Here is a 17936-nt window from a genome sequence, read left to right as displayed (position 1 = left end):
GATACGCATGGATTGCGCCAGAAATGGCGCGAGAATTGAAAACGAGTGGCACAACACGCTCATCCGAAGACCAGCCGAAAACCGCCTTGTTCAGGCGGCCGCGCGCTTCTGCATCACGCGCTCGACGATGCTCAAATAGTGATCGAGACCCGGCGTCGCGCGGCTCTCTTCTTTTGCGCAATCGTCCCATTTGCGCAGGCGCAATGCGTCTTCCGCGTAGGGCTTCTGCAGGAACGCCTCAGCCTCTTCCTTACTGAAGATGCCACCTTGCAGTTCCAGGCTCCGTACCGAATCGGCGGAAAGCTGACCAAAATACGCATCGTCGATTGCACATAGGCAGCGCTTGGCGTCGACGTGCAACCGGATCGGCTCCAACACCGCGTCCGACAACACCGGCCGCAAGAACGGCAGCGCGAAATACTGATGCAGATCGTCGATGCCCCGCTCCGTCGGCGTTTCGCCTTGCAGATTCAGCAGATGGCCGAGGTCGTGCAAAAACGCGGCCGCGACGAGTTCATCGTGAACGCCCGCCTCTTCCGCCAACGCACCACTCTGCAGCGCATGTTCAAGCTGCGTCACCGGCTCGCCGCTGTAGGCAAGATTGCCGTATTGCTCGAATAACGAACGGATGTCGCACAGACTCAATGCCACGCTCTTACTCCCACGGTAATGAAAAGGTCTTCAGGTTGGTGAAGCTCTTCATCGCTTCCTGAACGCCTTCCTTATAGCCAAGCCCAGAATCCTTGATGCCACCGAACGGCGTCAGCTCGATCCGGTACCCCGGCACTTCCCACACGTTGACCGTCCCCACGCGTAATTCGTTGATGAAACGCGTGATCGCGTCCTGCCGGTTCGTGCACACACCGGACGACAACCCGAACGGTGTCCCGTTACTGATACGGATAGCGTCGTCGAGCGTATCGAAGGTGATGATCGGCGACACCGGGCCGAAGGTTTCCTCGCGCACCAGCGTCATCGATGGGTCGACGCCGTCCAGCACGGTCGGCGAGTAAAGCGCGCCGTCGCGCTGGTTGCCGATGCGCAAGCGCGCGCCGCTCGCCACCGCCTCGTTGACACGCGCCTCGAATAGGTGCGCGGCGGCGACGTCGATCACGGTGCCCATCTGGTTCGACGCGTCGAACGGATCGCCGCAGGTCCATGCGCGCGTCTTCTCCACGACCAGATCGGTGAAATCCGCGGCGATACTCTTCTGCACCAGCATCCGCTTGACCGCGGTACACCGCTGGCCGGAGTTCTTATACGAACCCTGCACGGCAAGCGTCGCCGCGCGATCGAGATCAGCGTCTTCGAGCACGATCAGCGGATCGTTGCCACCCAGTTCCAGCACGACGCGCCGGTAGCCCGCCTTCCCCGCAATGTATTTGCCGATCGCCACGCCGCCCGTGAAGGTGACGAGCTCCGCCAACGGATGCGTGATCAGTTCGTCGGCGATTTCGCGCGGATCGCCGGTCAGCACCTGCAGCATCGGCGCCGGCAAACCGGCTTCATAGAGAATGTCCGCCAGATAGAACGCCGACAGAGGCACCTTCTCCGACGGCTTCAGCACAACGCGATTATTCGTTGCAATAGCGGGCGCAATCTTGTGCGCGACCTGGTTCATCGGATGGTTAAACGGCGTAATCGCGACGATCACACCCTCCAGCGGCTCGCGCTGCGAAAACACGCGGCGCTTCTTGCCATGCGGCGTCAGATCGCAGGAAAAACTCTGGCCGTCGTCGCGCAAGGCTTCGATCGAGGCGAACTTGAACACATCGGCAACACGACCGATCTCGTAGCGCGAATCCTGCTTCGACAAACCCGACTCGAGCGAAATCAGGTCCGAGGCCTCCTCGGTCCGCTCTCGCAGAAGTGCCGCAGCGCGTTCGAGAATCTGCGAACGCTCGTAGCGTGTGAGCTTCGCCTGATACGCGGCGGCATATTCGAACGCGGCGCGCACGTCGTCGATGCTCGCCAACGGGACCGTGCCCACGCGCGTCCCCGTGAAAGGATCGAGCACGTCGAGCGTGCGCGAGCGCATCGCGCGCTCCCCTTTGAGCCGCAGCGCTTCTGCCCGAAATGCCGGATGGTCCCGCAGCACGGCGTTCATGATGCCGACACGTGATTCAACGCGACGTCGAAGATATCGAAGTTGCGCAACCGCTTATCGGTGGGCAGGCCCGCGACGTGGCGATTGAACAGTAGCGGCACTTCCTGCTCAGAGATGCCGCCGTGCGAGCGCAACGGCACAGTCAGTCCAGACAGATCATGTTCATCGCGACGCGTGCCGAGCACCACGTGTTGGGTGCTGACCACGACGATATCGCCCACGCGGTCATTCGGCAGCTCAAAGCGCTCGCATGCGGCGCGATTGTCGAGCACGACTTCAATGCCCTGCAAACCGCCGATCCGTTCGATCACCTGCGCAACACTCACATCGCGCGGCAGGTAAATCGTTGCGAACGAGCCGAGCGCACCGTGATGGACGACATACGGGTCAGTGATCGGCAGAATCACGCGCGCTTTCCCGTGCCCAAGCCAATCGTCCAGCACGTCCTGCAGATAGATCACGTTCGGCTCGCCGGTCTTCGGATCGTGCTTGGCGTTCATGCCGTGGTCGGCGGTCAGGCCGATCACCCAGCCGAGGGCGTCGAGCTTCGCGAGATAGCCGTCCATCATCGCGTAAAAGTCGTTCGCGCCCTGGGTGCCCGGCGCCCATTTGTGCTGAATGTAGTCGGTGGTCGACAGATACATCACGTCGAGCTTGCGGGTTTCAGCAAGCCGCACGCCGGCGGCGAACACGAACTCGGACAAACCCGCGCTATACACATCAGGCACCGGCAAACCGACCAGATCGAGTACGTCGTCGATGCCGTTTTCTTCGCGCGTCACCTTGTCGGCTTTTTCCGCCGAGAAACAGATGCCCTTCAGTTGCCAGCCGAGCAAGCGGCGCAGCTTGTCTTTCGCGGTGACCACGGCAACCGCGGCGCCTGCTTCCGCCGCGGCTGCCAGCAAGGTGCCGGCGCGCAGATAGGCGGGATCGTTCATCATGACTTCCGCGCCCTCGCCGCCGTTCGCGTCCGGGTCCCAGAAGTAGTTGCCGCAAATGCCGTGCACCGAGGGCGGCACGCCGCACACGATCGAGAGGTTATTCGGGTTGGTGAACGAAGGAATCACGCAGTCGCCCTTGAAGGCCGCGCCGTCTTTGAGCATCTTGCCGATGAACGGCGCGACGCCCGCGGCGACCGCAGCTTCGAGGTAATCGTATTCGCAGCCGTCGACGCACACCACAACCGTGGGTTGCGAGGGCAGCCGGTAGCTGCGGCCATTGACTTCGATCGTACGTTCGCTTGCGTTTGCCATCATTACCTTCCATGCGTGAAGAGCACGCGTGCTCTAGTCAATCCGTTGCAACCAGTCTTAATCATTCGATGCCGCCGACATCCGCACCGCGCCGAACGGCCCCGCCGGCTCGCACGCCTCACGCACGCGCTGCAGGCCGCCGTTCACATGCGCATGCATCAGCGCGGCGGCATGCTCGGCGTCGCGCGAGGCCAGCGCCGTCAGAATCGCGCGATGCTCGGCGAGCGAGCGCTCCATCGCGTCGGCGTGTACCACGAGCGCGGCGCGGCGAAACAGGCTCAACTCGCTCACCAGCCTTCGATACGTCTCGTACAGCTTGACGTTGCCCGATGCCGCCACGATCGCGTCGTGAAACGCGACATTGGCGCGCGTGTAGGCATCGTGATCCCGCGCATCGAGCGCCGCGCGCATCGCGTCGAGCCATTCGCGCAGAACGGCAAGCTTCTGCGCATCGATGCTCGCAGCCAGCAACCGGCAGGCCGCCTCTTCGAGCACCGCACGCACCGCGTAAATCTCGTCCGCTTCCGCCAGCGACACCGTCCGCACGAACACGCCGCGGTTTTTCTCGGTGCGCACGAGGCCCACTTGTTCCAGCGCACGAAACGCCTCGCGCACCGGCCCGCGCGAAACCTGCAGACGCGCGGCCCAATCGGCTTCGTTGAGTTTGTCGCCGGGCGCGAGCGCCCCTTCGATGATGTGCCGTTCGATTTCGTCGCGGACCAGCGCCGTCAGCGAATGCCTGCGCACAACCTCAATCGGATCGACGGAAGCAGTTTGCATATATTCGGTCATTTTGACAATTTTTGCCACATCGATATGTGTTTGCGCGCCTGCCATGCGCACGCAAACACAACAATCAGAAGACGACTCGTCAGTCCACCCGACGGCGCGGAACGCGCGCCGCGATCAGCAGCAGCGCAGCAAGCGAGACCATCAGCAGAATCAGTGACAGCGCGGAGGCCGGCAGGTAATAACCGCGCTCCACCTGCCCAACCACGACGATCGGCACCGTCGCGAAGCCCGGCGGGTACACAGTGAGCGTGGCGCCGAGTTCGCCCAGCGAGAGCGCGAAGCCCAGCGCAAGACTTGCGCGGATTGCCGGAACCAGTTGGGGCAGCACGACGCGGCGCAGCACCATCGACGGCGGCGCACCCAGACTCGCCGCCGCTTCACGCAGAATGGTCAGCTCCGGACGCAACGCGGCGGCCGCACAGCGATAGCAGAATGGCAGCACCAGCGCGAGCTGCACGAACACGACGATCGCCGCCGAGCTCGACAGATCAAACGGACGTTTGTGGTACGCGATCAGCACGGCAAGCCCGAGCACCACGCTCGGCACGCCGTTGGGCATCATCGCGATGGTGTCGACGAACGCGCCGAGACCGCGCCGGTCGCGCCCTTCGAGCGCCAACGCCAGCCACAGCCCGAGAATCGTGCCGAGCACGGCGACGCCCATGCCGATTTCGAGGCTCGTAGCCAGTGCGTCGAAATCGCTGGAACCCAGCCGTTCAAACCAGCGCATGCTGAGGCTGTCCGGCAGGATCGTGCCCGACCAGTGCCCGGCCACGCTCGATAGCGCGACCACCAGCACTGGCAAGACGAACAGCCAGAAGCACAGCAACGCGGCAAAACCGAGAAACAGGCCGCCGAGCATGCGCATCGGCAGACTGCGGCGCACCGGCCGCGCCTTCTTGTGCATGACCGGCAAAACAGTCGGATCGAGTTCAACGGCCATGGCCCGCTCCTTTCACCTTGCGACGGTTGACCTGGCGATACAACGCGTACAGCGACAACGACATGATGAGCATCACCACGGCACCGGCGGCGGCGGTCGGCAGATCCAGGTCGACAGTTGCGGAACTGTAGATGGCGACAGGCAACGTGATCAGGTGCGCGCTGCCGAGCACCAGCAGAATGCCGAACTCATTGAGCGTCAGCAGAAAACACAGGATCGTACCCGCGGCGATGCCCGGCCATGCGAGCGGCAGGATCACCTTGAATGCGACCATCCAGCCGCTCGCGCCGAGACTGCGGGCAGCTTCGATCAGACGCATGTCGAGCGTGGCGAACGACGCCAGCGTCGGACGCACGACGAACGGCGCGTAGAAGACCACCTCCGCGAGAATCACGCCGCCCACACCGAACAGAAAATTGAGCGGCGGCGCTTCGAGATGAAACAGCCGCTGCAAGCCGATGCTGACGGAGCCTTGCGAGCCGTACAGAAAGATCAGCGTGAAGGCGACCAGAAAGGACGGGAACGCGACGAACAGTTCGAGGAAACGCGTGATCATCCGCGCGCCGGGAAATGGTTTGAAAAACAGCATCGACGCCAAGGCCACGCCTAGCAACGAGGCAAGGCCGGCGCTGGCAAACAGGATCCAAAGGGTCGTGCCGACCACGCCGCTCGTCTCCGGGTTGCCGAAGAACGCCGAGTAAGCCTGCAAGCTCAAACCATGCGGCCCGGTGAGACTCAGCAGCACGAGGCGCACGAGCGGATAGATAACCAGCGGACCCAGCACGACCACCGCAAGAAACAGCAGGTGCCATTGCGCCACGCGTTCGCGTCGCTTCACCGCCGCCGTGTGCGAGGCCGCGCTCGCGCTGCGGCGGGCATCGGCGGCAGCACCAGCCGCGTTGAGCGGATTCGGAACCTCAGGGGTTGATAAGGACGACATCGTCAGCCTCATAACGCAGGGAAACACGCGCGCCCTTCTCCGGCATCATGCCGTGGGCACGCTGCATGGTGACGAGCACAGGCTCATTGGGCATCGCGTCCAACACAACCGATACCGACAGCACAGCGCCATACCACTCCACCGACGTAATCGCGCCATGCAACTGCCCTTCGCCGAGCGGCACGATGCGCAGCGCTTCCGGACGCAGACAGGCCACGCGGTCGCGTTCGTTGTAACGCACGTCGTCCATGCTGAATGCGACCTGCGGCGGCAACAGATTGGCCGCGCCCAGATAGCGCGCGACGAAACCGTCATTCGGCGTGTCGTACAACTGTTGCGGCGTGCCGAGTTGCGCGATGCTGCCTTCACGCATCAGCAGGGTGCGGTCGGACAGCACCAGCGCGTCGTCCTGATCGTGCGTCACGCAGACGATCGTCAGATTCGGCAGACGCTCATGCAACGCCTTCAGTTCGGAGCGCACCGAGGCGCGCAGATTGGCGTCGAGTGCGGAAAGCGGCTCGTCGAGCAACAGCACATCGGGCTCGATCACGAGCGCGCGCGCCAGCGCCACGCGCTGCTGCATACCGCCCGATAATTGCGCGGGCATGTGATGCCCGGCATCGCCCAGTTGCACGAGCTTCAACGCATCGGCAACACGTCGCGCGACATCCTTCGACGGCGTGCGGCGCGCGCGCAATCCGAAAGCCACGTTGTCGAACACCGACAGATGCGGGAACAGCGCATAGCTCTGAAACAGCAAGCCGAGATTGCGCTTGTGCGGCGGCACATGTGTCAGGTCGTGTCCGGCAACCGTCAAGGTGCCGGCGAGGCCATCCGCTTCGATGAACCCGGCGATGAAACGCAACAACGTGGTCTTGCCACAACCGCTGCGGCCAAGCACGGTGAGCAATTCGCCGCGCTGAATGGTCAGCGACAGATCGTCAAGCACGGTGCGCGTTCCGAAGCGCACCGTCAGATGGTCGATCTGCACGCCGCCCGGCGTGTTCGAACGCGCGGCGTCGAGCGCGTCCGGTGAGGCGCCGAGCGCGCCTGGGTGAGCAAGACTGGCCGTATTCACCGGGTTCATCCTCCAACTGGATTAATGCTGATGCGACGCCCTTGCGAAAAGCTGGGGGCGCCGCCTGATTCCACAACGAACCGCGGCTTACTTCGGCTTGACCACTTCGAGCTGCTTGCCCGACGAACCGATCACGTCGTTCTTCCAGCGTGCCGTCCAGTCAGCCTTCTTCGCCATCACTTGCGTCCAGTCCACCGGGATCAGCGTCACGCCGGCGATCGCTTTCTTGACTGCTTCGCCGTTCTTGCCGGCGAGCGGCACGTCGGTGCGGCCCGGGATACCGAAGATGTCCGGCACCTTGGCTTGCACGTCGGTCGACATCAGGTAGTCGATCAGCTTCTTGCCTTCTGCCTGGTTCGGGCCGCTCTTGATCAGGCCGATCGCGTACGGCAGCTGGAAGGTAGTCGGCTTGCCGCCGGCGCTGGCTGCGAGGAAGATCGGCTTGAGCGACAGACCGCCGTTGGCCGCATCGTCCAGATCCATCTGCAGGTCGCCGTTGGCAAAGGCGATTTCGTTGCGCGAGAGCAGCACGTCGAGGTAGCCGGTGCCCTTGGTATGGAACTTGGCGCTCTCTTCGAGCTTCTTCAGGTAGTCGAACGCCTTGTCTTCACCCATCAGCGACGTGGTCAGGATGATCACGGCCATACCGTCGCCCGCCGTGGCCGGGTTCGAGTAAGCAACCTTGCCGGTGTAGTCCGGGTGCAGCAGATCGGCGAATGTCTTCGGCTGGTTCTTGGTGACGTCCGGGTTGATCGCGAACGAGAAGTAATTGTTCACGAAGGTCGCCCATGCACCGTTCGGCGCCTTGGCGATGGCCGGCACATTCTTGTAATTGGCGCTCTGATAAGCCTGCAGCAGGCCGGCCTGGTCGGCTTGCTGGATGAACGGCGGCAGCGTGACGATTACGTCGGCCTTCGGCTGATCCTTCTCGATGGTGGCGCGGTTCACCACTTCGCCGCTACCTGCCGTGACGATGTTGACCTTCACACCTTCCTTCTTTTCGAAGGCCGGCAGCACATCCTTATAGAGGTTTTCGAGGCCGTCGGCGGTGTACAGCACCACTGCGTCAGCCGCATGGGCCTGCATCGCCGTGCCGCCCAACGCTGCCGCAGCGATCAGCGCCGGCAATAGTTTGCGTGCGAGGCCAGCCGTGGCGTGAAGGGAATTCGTCTTTGTCATGTCGCTCTCTCCGAAAGGCAAAAAACCAGACGGTCGGGATAACCCGATACCTGTTGTGATTGAACGGCGGTAGCGCCGTGCCGCTTGCGTGTTGCCCGCAGCCAGCTGTCGTGCAGATTGCAGATTGCCGACAACTTTGCCGCTTCTTCTCCAGCCTGACTTACAGCTCACCTACGCGTTGCGCTGCCGGCCATGCCTGAACGGGCACGGCAAGAATCACAGGTTTCCATGACAACGCCATGACTATTCTGGCGATTTCCAAAAAATGACACAATTCGCCAATAATATCCAAACCAATCTTTTCGTCACCCTGGCCGGGTGGCGAACATTCATCTGATGACGGAGGCTATGTGATTCCTGGAAACGACCCAATCCTGCTGACCCCGGGCCCACTCTCCACCTCGCCGCAAACCCGCGAGGCGATGCTGCGCGACTGGGGATCGTGGGACGCCGCGTTCAACCGTATGACCCATAGCGTGTGCGCCGACCTCGTGAAAATCGTACATGGCGAAAATGACTATGTATGCGTGCCGCTTCAAGGCAGTGGCACATTCGCGGTCGAAGCGGCGCTCGGCACGCTGGTGCCGCGTCAAGGCTGTGTACTGGTTCCGAACAACGGCGCATATTGTGCCCGTCTGATCAGGATATTGCAGCGAATGGGCATCGCTTATGTCGAACTGGCGTTGCGCGACGACGAACCGGTCAGCGCCGCCGCCATTGAAGACGCTTTCAATAACGACTCGCGTATCAGCCATGTCGCGCAAGTTCATCTGGAAACCAGCGCCGGCCTGCTCAATCCGCTCGACGATATCGCCGCGGTGTGTCAGCGGCACGGCAAGAGCCTGATCGTCGACGCCATGAGTTCGTTCGGCGCCCTGCCGATCGATTTACGGCGCGGCGGCATCGACGCGCTGATCTCGGCGAGCGGCAAGTGCCTCGAAGGCGTGCCGGGGATGGGATTCGTGATTGTGCGGCGCAGCGTGCTGGAGCAAAGCGAAGGACGCTCGCCGTCGCTCGCGCTGGATCTGCACGATCAATATGTCTATATGCAGAAGACGACGCAGTGGCGCTTCACGCCGCCGACTCACGTGGTCGCGGCTTTGCGCCAGGCACTCGATCAGTTCATCGCGGAAGGGGGGCAAGCGGCGCGCGGCGCCCGTTACAGCCAGAACTGCGCGGCGTTGGTGAACGGCATGAAAGCGCTCGGTTTCGAGCCGTTTCTGAAGCCCGAAGTGCAGGCGCCGGTGATCGTCACATTCCACGCGCCGCGCGACCCCGCGTGGAATTTCGCCAACTTTTATGCTGCGGTGCGCGAGGCGGGCTACGTGCTCTATCCGGGCAAGCTCACGCAAGTGGACACATTCCGCGTGGGTTGCATCGGCGCGATCGATGCGAACGAACTGCACAACGCGGTGGCGGCAATCGACCGTACGCTGAAACAGCTTGGGATTCGTGTGAAGTGATAGGGGCGCCGCGGAGTACCCGTGGCGCACGGGGGACGCAAGGTGCGCGAGGCACTCGCTCATGCACGCTGCCCGTCAGCCGCCCCGGTGCCGAGGTATCCGGGCACTTAGCCACTCAGGCGATCAGGATTTCCAGCCCATGCGCCGTGATCGCCTTGCCGAGCGCCTTCTCCGGCGCCAGTTCGGTGACCAGATAACGCACCGACTCGATACCGTTGATGCGCACTGGCGTCACGCGCCCGAACTTTGAGTGGTCGGCGACGACCACCACCATGTCGGCGGCGGCGATCATGCGGCTACGCACTTCTGCCGCCATGCGGCTGTAGTCGGTCAGATAGCCGTCCGGCGAAATGCCGCCCGCGCCGATGAAGGCGAAGTCCGCGTGGTACTGCGTCAACTGATGGACCGTGTCGAGGCCGAACGTGGCGTCTTCGATAGCCGACAGTTCACCGCCGAGCAGCGTCACCCGATTATCGTTGCGACGGCCGAGCAGCAGCGCGATACGCCAGTCGTTCGTATAGACCGACAGGCGATGCCGGTCGAGCAGCGCCCGGGCCACCGCTTGCGTGGTGCTGCCCGAATCGATGACCAGCGAGGCGCCGTCCGGCACGAATTCGGCCGCGCGTTCGCCGATCGCCCGCTTGGCGCCGGTGTTGGCGGCTTCGCGCGTATCCAGGTCGGGTTCGCGCCGGTCGCTGGACAGCGCGCCGCCGTGGGTCGTGACTAGCAGGCCCCGCCCGGCCAGCGCGTTCAGGTCACGGCGGATCGTCTCGCGCGACACATTCAGTTCGCGCACCAGTTCAGCAACCGAGAGCGCGCCGGTTTTGGCGACTTGCGCCAGGATGTATTGGTGACGTTGTTCTGCGAGCATCTGTTGAGGGCCGGAAGCCGGCACGCTTGAGTTTCACCACGGTGGAAGGCCGGCGTATTGTATTACGCGTGACGCGGGGATGCTCCTCCTCGCGCGCTTACCTGCTAACCTGAATACCCTTGGCCGCGCGCCGACGCCTGTCGATGCCGCGTCATCCGTCAACCGAACTGCCGATGCCGCCACTGTTTCGCCGTTTACTGCTGCTGTTCCACGCGTTGCGTTATGGCTCGCGCCTGATCTGGCTTGCCGCCCCGCCCGATCACAAACTGCACTGGATGATCGAGCTGATCGGCCGCGTGCACGCTTCCGGGCGCAGCGGCGAGAGCCTGCACGGTGTGCTGCCCGCGCTCGGGCCGCTCGCGACCCGCTTCGCGCAGACGCTGGCGGAACGGCCAGAACTCGCGACCGGCACCTTGCACGATGCCATCGACGCGATCGACCATCTCGAAGCCCCGCTGCCGCCGCAGGAATCCGAACGGGCTTTGGCACGCGCATTCGGCCGGCCGCTCGCGACCCTCTTCAGCGCTGTCGATCTGGTGCCGGTGCGCGGCGGCTTCGCCGAGCAGACGCACTTCGCGCGGCTCAGCGTGCCGGTCAACGGCCATAGCGAAGTCGCCATCAAGCTGGTGCGCGCCGATCAACTGCAACAGATCGGCGACGAACTCGCGCTTCTACGCTGGGTCGCACGCTGGCTGGAGAAGCTTTCCGGCTCTGCCCGCCGTCTGCAACTGCGTACGCTCGCGCAGACCTTCACCGACGACGTCCTGCGCCGCTTCGATCTACGCGCCGAAGCGGCCAATCTGAGCCAGACCGGTCATCATTTCGACGGCGACCGGCGTATCGTCATACCGGACGTGATCTGGGACCTCTGCACCAACCACACGCTGACGATGCAGCGCGTCAGCACCTTGGCTGCCAGCGACCTGCCCGGCCTGCATGCGCATCACATCAAGCTCGCGCCGCTCGCCGCGCATATCGTCGAGGTGGTGACCGAACAGGCATTCGAACACGGCTTCTTTCACGCCACGCTCGATGCGCGCCGGGTGCGCGTGAGCGTCGAACCGGACACGCTGGGGCGCCTCGTGCTGGCGGAGTTTTCGATCATGTCGACTCTGTCGACCGGCGAGCGCGAATTTTTCGTGCACGGTGCGACCGCGCTGTTCGACCAGGACTACGGCCGGCTTGCCGAGCTGCATCGCGATGCCGGGCATGTGCCGCACGACACCCGCACGGAAATGCTCGAAGCCGAGTTACGCACACGCGCCGAAGCGCACTTCGCGGCCGAGCCGGAAGACCGGTCGGCGGGTTCGCTATTTCATCATCTACTGCATGCGGTCCATCCCTTCGACGGCGCTGTGCCCGGCCGGCTCGCCACGGCGCAGCGCTCGTTTCAGCAAGCGGAAATGCTGGCGCGCGCGCTGCATCCGGGCGTCGATACGTGGAATGTCACGCGCAAAGTGCTGGCTGGTATTGCGCGGCGCGACATGGATCATCGCGGCTGGATCAAACGCATCTCGCACGAGTTGCCACATTTGGCGCACATGCTGCCGCGCGTGCCGCAACTGGCCGTGCGCTACCTGCAGCATGAGCACGATCTCGCCCGCACGCCGCGGCAGAATGCACAGCTGATGCTGGATATCGGCCGTGAATATCGGCGTACGCGTGTGCTGCTGTGGGCTTGCGCGGTATGCGGCGGGATGCTCGGCGCGGGGACGGTATTGTTGATGTGGTGACGCTCCCGGGGTGGCTGCAAACGCCCCGGCGCTCTACCAAGGCAATCCGCCTCTGATCCCGCACCCGCGATTGCAGCTTCGAACAAGACGTGCTTCGAGTGCCCCGGCAAGATGGCGGCTTTTCACGTCACCCGACTCAGATGCTCGCTTCCTCAATCGCCGCCGTATTCGTGGTGCTGTGGTCGACCGGTTTCGTGGTCGCCCGGGCGATCACGCCCTATGCCGATCCCAATCTGTTCCTGCTCGCGCGCTTTGGCGGCACCGCGCTGATATTCGCGCTTGCCGCGCTCGGCGCCCGCGCCGCGTGGCCGACCGGCCGCGATCTTGGCAAGCACCTGCTGGCGGGCGCGCTGCTGCAAGGTGTCTATCTCGGCGCGGGCTACTGGGCTGTCGCGCAGGGCTTGAGTGCCGGTGTGATGGCCCTGCTCGGCGCGCTGCAACCGCTCGCGACCGCTGCCGTCGCGGCGCCGTTATTCGGCGAGCGGCTTTCGCGACGTGGCTGGGCCGGCATGGCGCTCGGGCTGGCGGGCGTCGTACTGGTCCTCGAACCGAAACTCGCCGCGGCTGCACCGCCCAGCCATCACGGCAACGCGCCGCCGTGGCTGGTCGTGCTCATCTCGATCCTCGCAATCGGTGCGATCACCGCGGGCACGCTGTTTCAGAAGACTTCGCTGGCGAAGGCCGACATCCGCAGCGCAAGTGCCGTGCAGAATTTCGGCGCGGCGGTCGTTGCGTCGATTCTTGCGCTAGCACTCGGCGAGCATCGCTGGATTGCTTCGGCGACTTTGTGGGGATCGCTTGCGTGGGGCATCGTGATGCTGTCTGGAATCAGCGTCACCTTACTGGTATGGATGGTCAGGCGCGGCGATGCTGCGCGCGCCACGGCGCTCATGTTCCTCGCACCGCCGCTCGCCGCGCTCGAAGGGTATGTCGGCTTCGGCGAAACACTGCTGCCGGTGCAGATCGCTGGATTTGCCGTGGCGTTGGTCGGCGTAATACTGGCGCGGTCGTGAGGATGTGATCGACGCACGCCAGTCTGCGCCGTTCGATGCGCGTTCTTCCCTCGCGCTGGGCGGCATGGTCGGGCGCACATTATCCATTCGATATCCTCTCAGCACCCCCACCTGCCGGTCAACTCGCGAGTCAATCCGCGGTATCGGCGCCGGCCGGCACCTTTGCACGCGCCTTGCTGCCCGGGGCCGGCGACCAGGCCGGGCGGCTCTTGCGCTCTGAATCCACCACGACGATGTAACGTCCCGCCCACGGGGTCACCTGGCGATCGCTTTTCAACACCCACAGCGATTTGCCGGACTCCACGAGCGCGGCATATTCGGCGTCGAGAATGCCGTAGTGGTCGATAAATGCATTGAGCGACGCGGGAATCCGCACGCAGCCCTTTGAATGGCGAATACCGAGGAGCGGTTCGAGCCGGTCCGGGTCGGTGGCATGCATCTGGAAACGCATCTGTGACATGCCGCCCTTGCCCCAACCCCGCTCGCCCTGGGCCCAACCGAGGTCGAAGATCCGCATGTCGCGCTTGCCGTAGCCGCGGATGCGATTCTCGTTCAGCGTGCCTTCGGAGCGGAAATCCATATTGGACGGCGTATGGTCGAACACGCCGAGCGGCGTGATGAAGTGGTCGTACTCGCCAGGCCGGCCCGTTGAAACCGGCGATGCGCCGATCATCTGCCAGCTATCGGCCGGGGTCGCCCGGAAATAGATGAACAGCGCCTGCACGTTGGCGTTCCGGTCGACCACCACGACATACTCGCCCGACAGGTTGCCGAGCATGTGCTCGCCGAGCGCCGTTTGCAGGCGGTCGGCATAGGCGCGTTGCTCCGCGGCCGGCACTTTCAACCGGCGTGTCACGTCCTGCGCGAACACGTCCCGCAGCAGGAATGCGCGGCGCGGGTCGACCACCCCCGCCGCATCGGGCGCGGCAACCGTCGAAGCCTTGACGGCCAGCGCCGGACGCTTTGCCGCTACGGCTGCCGATGACGATGCCCGGACGGGTGGAGTACCCGAAGCCGATGCCGATGTCCGGGCGAACGCGGTCCCCGAAGCCGGGGCCATGCCCGATGCCGCTATAGCGACGCTACATGACACCGCACAAAAAACGGTTCCTAACGCGCGCGTCAGGTAGCGCACTGAAAAAACTGCGCCGGTGGAACACGGCGCATAGCGTAAATCCGACATACCCACCACTTCGCTTTGACGATCTACCGATGCGGAAGGACTGCGGTCCGGTGCAGGCTGGCCTGGCCGATTGGGGTAGTTCATCGCGCATTTGAGCAAACCTGATTATTATTGACAGCTCGCCGGCCCATGCGGCGCTCGGAGCAAGGATGTTACTAAGCACATTGATATCTGTCGATGAAGAATCGGCCAGTTCACCCGTATCACTGTGTTGACGGTCAATATTTAACTTTCCGCACAGCGGTTTAAAAGCGGTGCAAAAGCGAATTTGAAGCCAATATCCGCGCTAAAACCACGAAACTGATTCGTCATACCATGCCCGCTGAACCGGCTCCGTCCATGGGCCCGCCGCTCGCGTAATCGGTGCGAGCGTTCATGGTCGACACTCGCAGCACCGCACACGGAGAAGAGAGGAACATGACGCAACAGGACCCAGCCGCCCGCCAGGCAAGCATCGCAGCGGAAATGCACGTCAGCGCCGAGTTCGACGCCACACAGGAAATCGAGCGCCGGGTCGCTTTTCTGGCGAACTATCTGCGTAGTAGCGGCCTGAAAACCTACGTGCTCGGCATCAGCGGCGGCGTCGATTCAACGACCGCCGGGCGGCTTGCACAACTTGCTGTCGAACGCCTGCGCGCCGAACACTACGACGCGCGCTTCGTCGCGATCCGTTTGCCCTACGGCACGCAAAAAGATGAAGCCGACGCGCAGCAGGCCTTGAGTTTCATTCGCGCGGACGAAAATCTCACCATTGATATCAAACCCGCCGCCGATACGATGCTCGCCGCGCTGGATAACAGCGGGGTGCGATTTAACGACGACTCACAGCAGGATTTCATCCACGGCAATATCAAGGCACGGCAGCGAATGATCGCGCAATACGCGGTAGCCGGCGCGCGGGCCGGTGTGGTGATCGGCACGGACCACGCCGCTGAATCGGTGATGGGATTTTTCACGAAGTTCGGCGACGGCGGCGCCGATGTGCTGCCGCTCACCGGTCTGAACAAGCGTCGTGTGCGGGCGCTGTCCAAAGCCCTGGGTGCGCCCGAAGCGCTGGCGCACAAGGTACCGACCGCCGACCTCGAAATGTTGCGCCCACAACGGCCGGACGAAGACGCGTACGGCATCCGTTACGACGATATCGATGACTTTCTGGAAAACAAACCTGTGAGCGACGCCACGCGCGAGACAGTCTTGCGCTTCTACGATGTCACGCGACACAAGCGGGCGCTGCCCTGCACACCGTTCGATTGGCCGGCCAAAGAAAGCGGGGATTGAAAGAAGAATGTAACAACGAGAAGATGCGGAGAGGATGAGCGTCAGGAATGCGTCAACCGTAGCGCACGCCACCCCTTACTCACTCGACGCAGCGGCACACGCGGCTGCGACAGGCTCAATGAGCGGGAGGCGACTCGTCGTCGCTGAACAGATCGGCGCTCGCCTCGAGCGCCTGGCCACCTAAATGCTTGCCGTGAATCTGCCGCGCGATTACGTCGCCGACATACGGCACATCCGCGTCCAACTCGACCGTGGCGTACGCGCTGGGTTTCCCGGCATCGGTCACCTCAACGCTTTTCGCATAATGCCCAAGCTCACGTTCGAGAAATTCCCGCACTTCCTGCTCGCTGCACGATTCCGCGATATTGCGCACGATCAGGTTCATGCTGCCTACCCTCGGCGCGTGCTGCGATCTGTTACATGTACGCGCACCGGCCGCAGCGCGGCACGCTGCTTCGCCTCGGCAGCCGCGAGTTGGCGGATCAATGCAGCGCCGGCGGCACCCAAAGCAGCCAATGACAGATAGAAGGCAATCATTTAAATCTCCCCTTCGAATTTCGTCCTGTTTTCAGGATAGCCACAATCGACAACAAAAGCGATGCGACACAATGTCGTAAAAGACGGACTTTAAAACTTCCGTTAATGCACTGTACCTGAATAAGCAGCGGTAAAAACAGCAAAACACATGTTCATTCAGTGACGCAGGCCCGGCACACGCGCCAGACGCGGACGCTGGACGCAAAAACCGGGCCGCGATACGCATCGCCGATGGCATCCTGCGGGGGACGTGAGCAAAGGGCGGGCTGATCGTCGGGATCAGTCCGCCGCTTGCACGTTGGCCGCACTCACCCACCACGCATTCTTGCCCTGCGGCACGTGAACCAGCACGGCGGAGGGATCGTCGACACCGTCGTCGGCAACTTCGCATACCGCCAAACCGTCCGGCAGGCGTTTCACCTCGCCGGCCGCCTGGAACAGCGCGACGCGCTGCGCGCTCAAGGGTCGCAGCTGCCGGTACACGTCGAAACTGATTGCGGCGGGCACATCGCCGCGAATCTGCAGCGAGTCGGCGCTGCCACAGCGGACGGGGTCCGCGGCAAACGCCGCAGCGCTGCCGAACAGACAGCCGACAGTGAGCGCCAGTGCGGCAAGGCGTGAATGGGTCATGATGATTCTCCGGGAATAGGTTGGGGCAGCGCGCCACGTGCGGCGCGCCTGAATGCACGCGATTGAACAAAGAGGGCAGCGCAGGCAAAAACAGGTGGCTTCATGGCGCGCTGTCGCGACCGTCGCCTCGCCCGTTGCTGTCGCCGGTCGCGACATCGAGACGGCTCACGTCGCAAGACGTCTGGCTAAAGCCCGAATAGACCACTGACCAGTTGCCGACAATCGCGGCCTGCGCCTCCGCGAGGCTCAGTTTCCCTTCGCAAACGCAGCGCTTGAGCATGACCGCGGCGCGCGCCTTACGACGCTCGCCCTGCTGGCCTGCCCATGGCAGAAGATCGAGATTGGAGGGGGCATCAGGCGAGCCGCCGAGCACAATGGGCACGCGCCTGTCCAGCGCGAACGCGGGACCGTTGCCAGCATTGATACCGCGCGCGGCAAGCATGCGGTCCCTGTGGGCCATCAGCTCGTCGAACGGCGGTGCGACCGTGTCCGCATAGCCTGGCCGGCAAATCGTTTCGCCGACCGACTCCTGCGTGACGCGCTCGTCGAGCATCGACGAATCCTGAGCCCTGGCTCCGCCGACGCGCAATGTGAGTATCGCGGCAAAGCCGAGCAGGAACGCCATGCGCATCTTGCGGGAAGCACGCGCACCGCCGCACCGGCGCGCGAGCGTCGGCGGAATCGTCGGATATGAGCTGCTGGTTACGTCGCTGTTATGGATGATGCGACGCCTGTCTGCAATGCCTGCGTTCATTCGTCGGCGCGCCGGCAGCGGCGCGCAATAGTTCAATTCGCAGACTAATTAAAACACATTCAAAATGCATGCGTGAAAAAGGCGCACTTGCGCAGCCTGGTACTGACGCGTCCAGATACGCTCGCAGGTGAACACCGGCGCGGCCTTGCCGCGCATGAAGCCACGTTGCAAGACCGCGCCGA

The 17936-nt window shown here is 63.4% G+C and carries 18 protein-coding genes; 4 read left to right on the top strand and 14 right to left on the bottom strand.

Going from position 1 to position 17936, the window contains the following annotated elements; genetic code table 11:
* Window positions 1-90 precede the first annotated feature (90 nt).
* From PQQ52_RS29720 to phnS, 8 genes are all read right to left on the bottom strand, one after another.
* Window positions 91-651, bottom strand: coding sequence for a phosphonate degradation HD-domain oxygenase (locus PQQ52_RS29720; RefSeq protein ID WP_408219542.1), 561 nt, complete (start codon window positions 649-651; stop codon window positions 91-93).
* Window positions 652-655: 4 nt separating this feature from the next.
* A complete protein-coding gene (gene phnY / locus PQQ52_RS29715) occupies window positions 656-2107 on the bottom strand; it encodes a phosphonoacetaldehyde dehydrogenase (RefSeq protein ID WP_408219539.1) in 1452 nt (483 codons plus the stop codon).
* Window positions 2104-3360 (bottom strand): phosphonoacetate hydrolase, encoded by a 1257-nt coding sequence (phnA, locus tag PQQ52_RS29710; RefSeq protein WP_408219548.1) that lies wholly within the window; start codon window positions 3358-3360, stop codon window positions 2104-2106. The genes phnY and phnA overlap by 4 nt, the downstream gene beginning before the upstream one ends.
* Before the next feature lie 57 nt (window positions 3361-3417).
* On the bottom strand, window positions 3418-4152 hold the full coding sequence (locus PQQ52_RS29705; RefSeq protein WP_408219536.1) for a phosphonate utilization associated transcriptional regulator: 735 nt from the start codon (window positions 4150-4152) through the stop codon (window positions 3418-3420).
* A 79-nt stretch (window positions 4153-4231) separates the two neighbouring features.
* A complete protein-coding gene (gene phnV / locus PQQ52_RS29700; protein ID WP_408219533.1) occupies window positions 4232-5095 on the bottom strand; it encodes a 2-aminoethylphosphonate ABC transport system, membrane component PhnV in 864 nt (287 codons plus the stop codon).
* Window positions 5085-6035 carry a 2-aminoethylphosphonate ABC transporter permease subunit gene (locus PQQ52_RS29695; RefSeq protein ID WP_408219531.1) on the bottom strand — a complete coding sequence of 317 codons (951 nt, stop codon included), beginning with the start codon at window positions 6033-6035 and terminating at the stop codon, window positions 5085-5087. The genes phnV and PQQ52_RS29695 overlap by 11 nt, the downstream gene beginning before the upstream one ends.
* Window positions 6013-7113, bottom strand: a complete 1101-nt coding sequence (phnT, locus tag PQQ52_RS29690; RefSeq protein ID WP_408219528.1) for a 2-aminoethylphosphonate ABC transport system ATP-binding subunit PhnT — start codon at window positions 7111-7113, stop codon at window positions 6013-6015. Before phnT ends, PQQ52_RS29695 begins: the two co-directional genes overlap by 23 nt.
* Before the next feature lie 87 nt (window positions 7114-7200).
* A complete protein-coding gene (phnS, locus tag PQQ52_RS29685; RefSeq protein ID WP_408219525.1) occupies window positions 7201-8292 on the bottom strand; it encodes a 2-aminoethylphosphonate ABC transporter substrate-binding protein in 1092 nt (363 codons plus the stop codon).
* A 353-nt stretch (window positions 8293-8645) separates the two neighbouring features.
* On the opposite strand from phnS, the gene PQQ52_RS29680 reads away from it, so the two are divergent.
* Window positions 8646-9755 (top strand): 2-aminoethylphosphonate--pyruvate transaminase, encoded by a 1110-nt coding sequence (locus PQQ52_RS29680; RefSeq protein ID WP_408219545.1) that lies wholly within the window; start codon window positions 8646-8648, stop codon window positions 9753-9755.
* Between the two features lie 115 nt (window positions 9756-9870).
* Here the strand turns inward: PQQ52_RS29680 and PQQ52_RS29675 are convergent, their stop codons facing one another.
* Window positions 9871-10626 (bottom strand): DeoR/GlpR family DNA-binding transcription regulator, encoded by a 756-nt coding sequence (locus PQQ52_RS29675; RefSeq protein WP_408219522.1) that lies wholly within the window; start codon window positions 10624-10626, stop codon window positions 9871-9873.
* A 173-nt stretch (window positions 10627-10799) separates the two neighbouring features.
* On the opposite strand from PQQ52_RS29675, the gene PQQ52_RS29670 reads away from it, so the two are divergent.
* Together PQQ52_RS29670 and PQQ52_RS29665 are read left to right on the top strand one after the other, a co-directional pair.
* Window positions 10800-12359, top strand: coding sequence for an ABC1 kinase family protein (locus PQQ52_RS29670; RefSeq protein ID WP_408219519.1), 1560 nt, complete (start codon window positions 10800-10802; stop codon window positions 12357-12359).
* Window positions 12360-12499: 140 nt separating this feature from the next.
* A complete protein-coding gene (locus tag PQQ52_RS29665; protein WP_408219516.1) occupies window positions 12500-13372 on the top strand; it encodes a DMT family transporter in 873 nt (290 codons plus the stop codon).
* 130 nt (window positions 13373-13502) lie between these two features.
* Here PQQ52_RS29665 and PQQ52_RS29660 read toward each other — a convergent pair whose 3' ends face one another.
* Window positions 13503-14432 carry a L,D-transpeptidase gene (locus PQQ52_RS29660; RefSeq protein ID WP_408219513.1) on the bottom strand — a complete coding sequence of 310 codons (930 nt, stop codon included), beginning with the start codon at window positions 14430-14432 and terminating at the stop codon, window positions 13503-13505.
* 540 nt (window positions 14433-14972) lie between these two features.
* Between PQQ52_RS29660 and nadE the strand changes: the two genes are divergently transcribed.
* The gene (nadE, locus tag PQQ52_RS29655) at window positions 14973-15833 is read left to right on the top strand and encodes an NAD(+) synthase (protein ID WP_408219510.1); all 861 of its coding nucleotides are present in this window, start codon (window positions 14973-14975) and stop codon (window positions 15831-15833) included.
* A 115-nt stretch (window positions 15834-15948) separates the two neighbouring features.
* On the opposite strand, the gene PQQ52_RS29650 is transcribed toward nadE, so the two are convergent.
* The 4 genes from PQQ52_RS29650 to PQQ52_RS29635 form a co-directional block, all read right to left on the bottom strand.
* The gene (locus tag PQQ52_RS29650) at window positions 15949-16218 is read right to left on the bottom strand and encodes an RNA-binding protein (RefSeq protein ID WP_408219507.1); all 270 of its coding nucleotides are present in this window, start codon (window positions 16216-16218) and stop codon (window positions 15949-15951) included.
* Between the two features lie 5 nt (window positions 16219-16223).
* The gene (locus PQQ52_RS29645) at window positions 16224-16370 is read right to left on the bottom strand and encodes a hypothetical protein (RefSeq protein ID WP_408219505.1); all 147 of its coding nucleotides are present in this window, start codon (window positions 16368-16370) and stop codon (window positions 16224-16226) included.
* Window positions 16371-16649: 279 nt separating this feature from the next.
* Window positions 16650-17000 carry a hypothetical protein gene (locus tag PQQ52_RS29640; RefSeq protein WP_408219502.1) on the bottom strand — a complete coding sequence of 117 codons (351 nt, stop codon included), beginning with the start codon at window positions 16998-17000 and terminating at the stop codon, window positions 16650-16652.
* A gap of 100 nt (window positions 17001-17100) precedes the next feature.
* Window positions 17101-17754 carry a hypothetical protein gene (locus tag PQQ52_RS29635; protein WP_408219500.1) on the bottom strand — a complete coding sequence of 218 codons (654 nt, stop codon included), beginning with the start codon at window positions 17752-17754 and terminating at the stop codon, window positions 17101-17103.
* Window positions 17755-17936: the final 182 nt, after the last annotated feature.

Source organism: Paraburkholderia sediminicola, assembly GCF_046030555.1.
Classification (GTDB): domain Bacteria; phylum Pseudomonadota; class Gammaproteobacteria; order Burkholderiales; family Burkholderiaceae; genus Paraburkholderia; species Paraburkholderia sediminicola_E.
This window is presented reverse-complemented; position numbering and strand designations above follow the sequence as displayed.

Coding starts and splice junctions, on each gene's coding strand:
- phnY (WP_408219539.1), bottom strand. CDS start 2,107: ATGAACGCCGTGCTGCGGGACCATCCGGCATTTCGGGCAGAAGCGCTG.
- phnA (WP_408219548.1), bottom strand. CDS start 3,360: ATGGCAAACGCAAGCGAACGTACGATCGAAGTCAATGGCCGCAGCTAC.
- PQQ52_RS29705 (WP_408219536.1), bottom strand. CDS start 4,152: ATGACCGAATATATGCAAACTGCTTCCGTCGATCCGATTGAGGTTGTG.
- phnV (WP_408219533.1), bottom strand. CDS start 5,095: ATGGCCGTTGAACTCGATCCGACTGTTTTGCCGGTCATGCACAAGAAG.
- PQQ52_RS29695 (WP_408219531.1), bottom strand. CDS start 6,035: ATGTCGTCCTTATCAACCCCTGAGGTTCCGAATCCGCTCAACGCGGCT.
- phnS (WP_408219525.1), bottom strand. CDS start 8,292: ATGACAAAGACGAATTCCCTTCACGCCACGGCTGGCCTCGCACGCAAA.
- PQQ52_RS29675 (WP_408219522.1), bottom strand. CDS start 10,626: ATGCTCGCAGAACAACGTCACCAATACATCCTGGCGCAAGTCGCCAAA.
- PQQ52_RS29670 (WP_408219519.1), top strand. CDS start 10,800: ATGCCGCCACTGTTTCGCCGTTTACTGCTGCTGTTCCACGCGTTGCGT.
- PQQ52_RS29665 (WP_408219516.1), top strand. CDS start 12,500: ATGCTCGCTTCCTCAATCGCCGCCGTATTCGTGGTGCTGTGGTCGACC.
- PQQ52_RS29660 (WP_408219513.1), bottom strand. CDS start 14,432: ATGGCCCCGGCTTCGGGGACCGCGTTCGCCCGGACATCGGCATCGGCT.
- nadE (WP_408219510.1), top strand. CDS start 14,973: ATGACGCAACAGGACCCAGCCGCCCGCCAGGCAAGCATCGCAGCGGAA.
- PQQ52_RS29650 (WP_408219507.1), bottom strand. CDS start 16,218: ATGAACCTGATCGTGCGCAATATCGCGGAATCGTGCAGCGAGCAGGAA.
- PQQ52_RS29645 (WP_408219505.1), bottom strand. CDS start 16,370: ATGATTGCCTTCTATCTGTCATTGGCTGCTTTGGGTGCCGCCGGCGCT.
- PQQ52_RS29640 (WP_408219502.1), bottom strand. CDS start 17,000: ATGACCCATTCACGCCTTGCCGCACTGGCGCTCACTGTCGGCTGTCTG.
- PQQ52_RS29635 (WP_408219500.1), bottom strand. CDS start 17,754: ATGAACGCAGGCATTGCAGACAGGCGTCGCATCATCCATAACAGCGAC.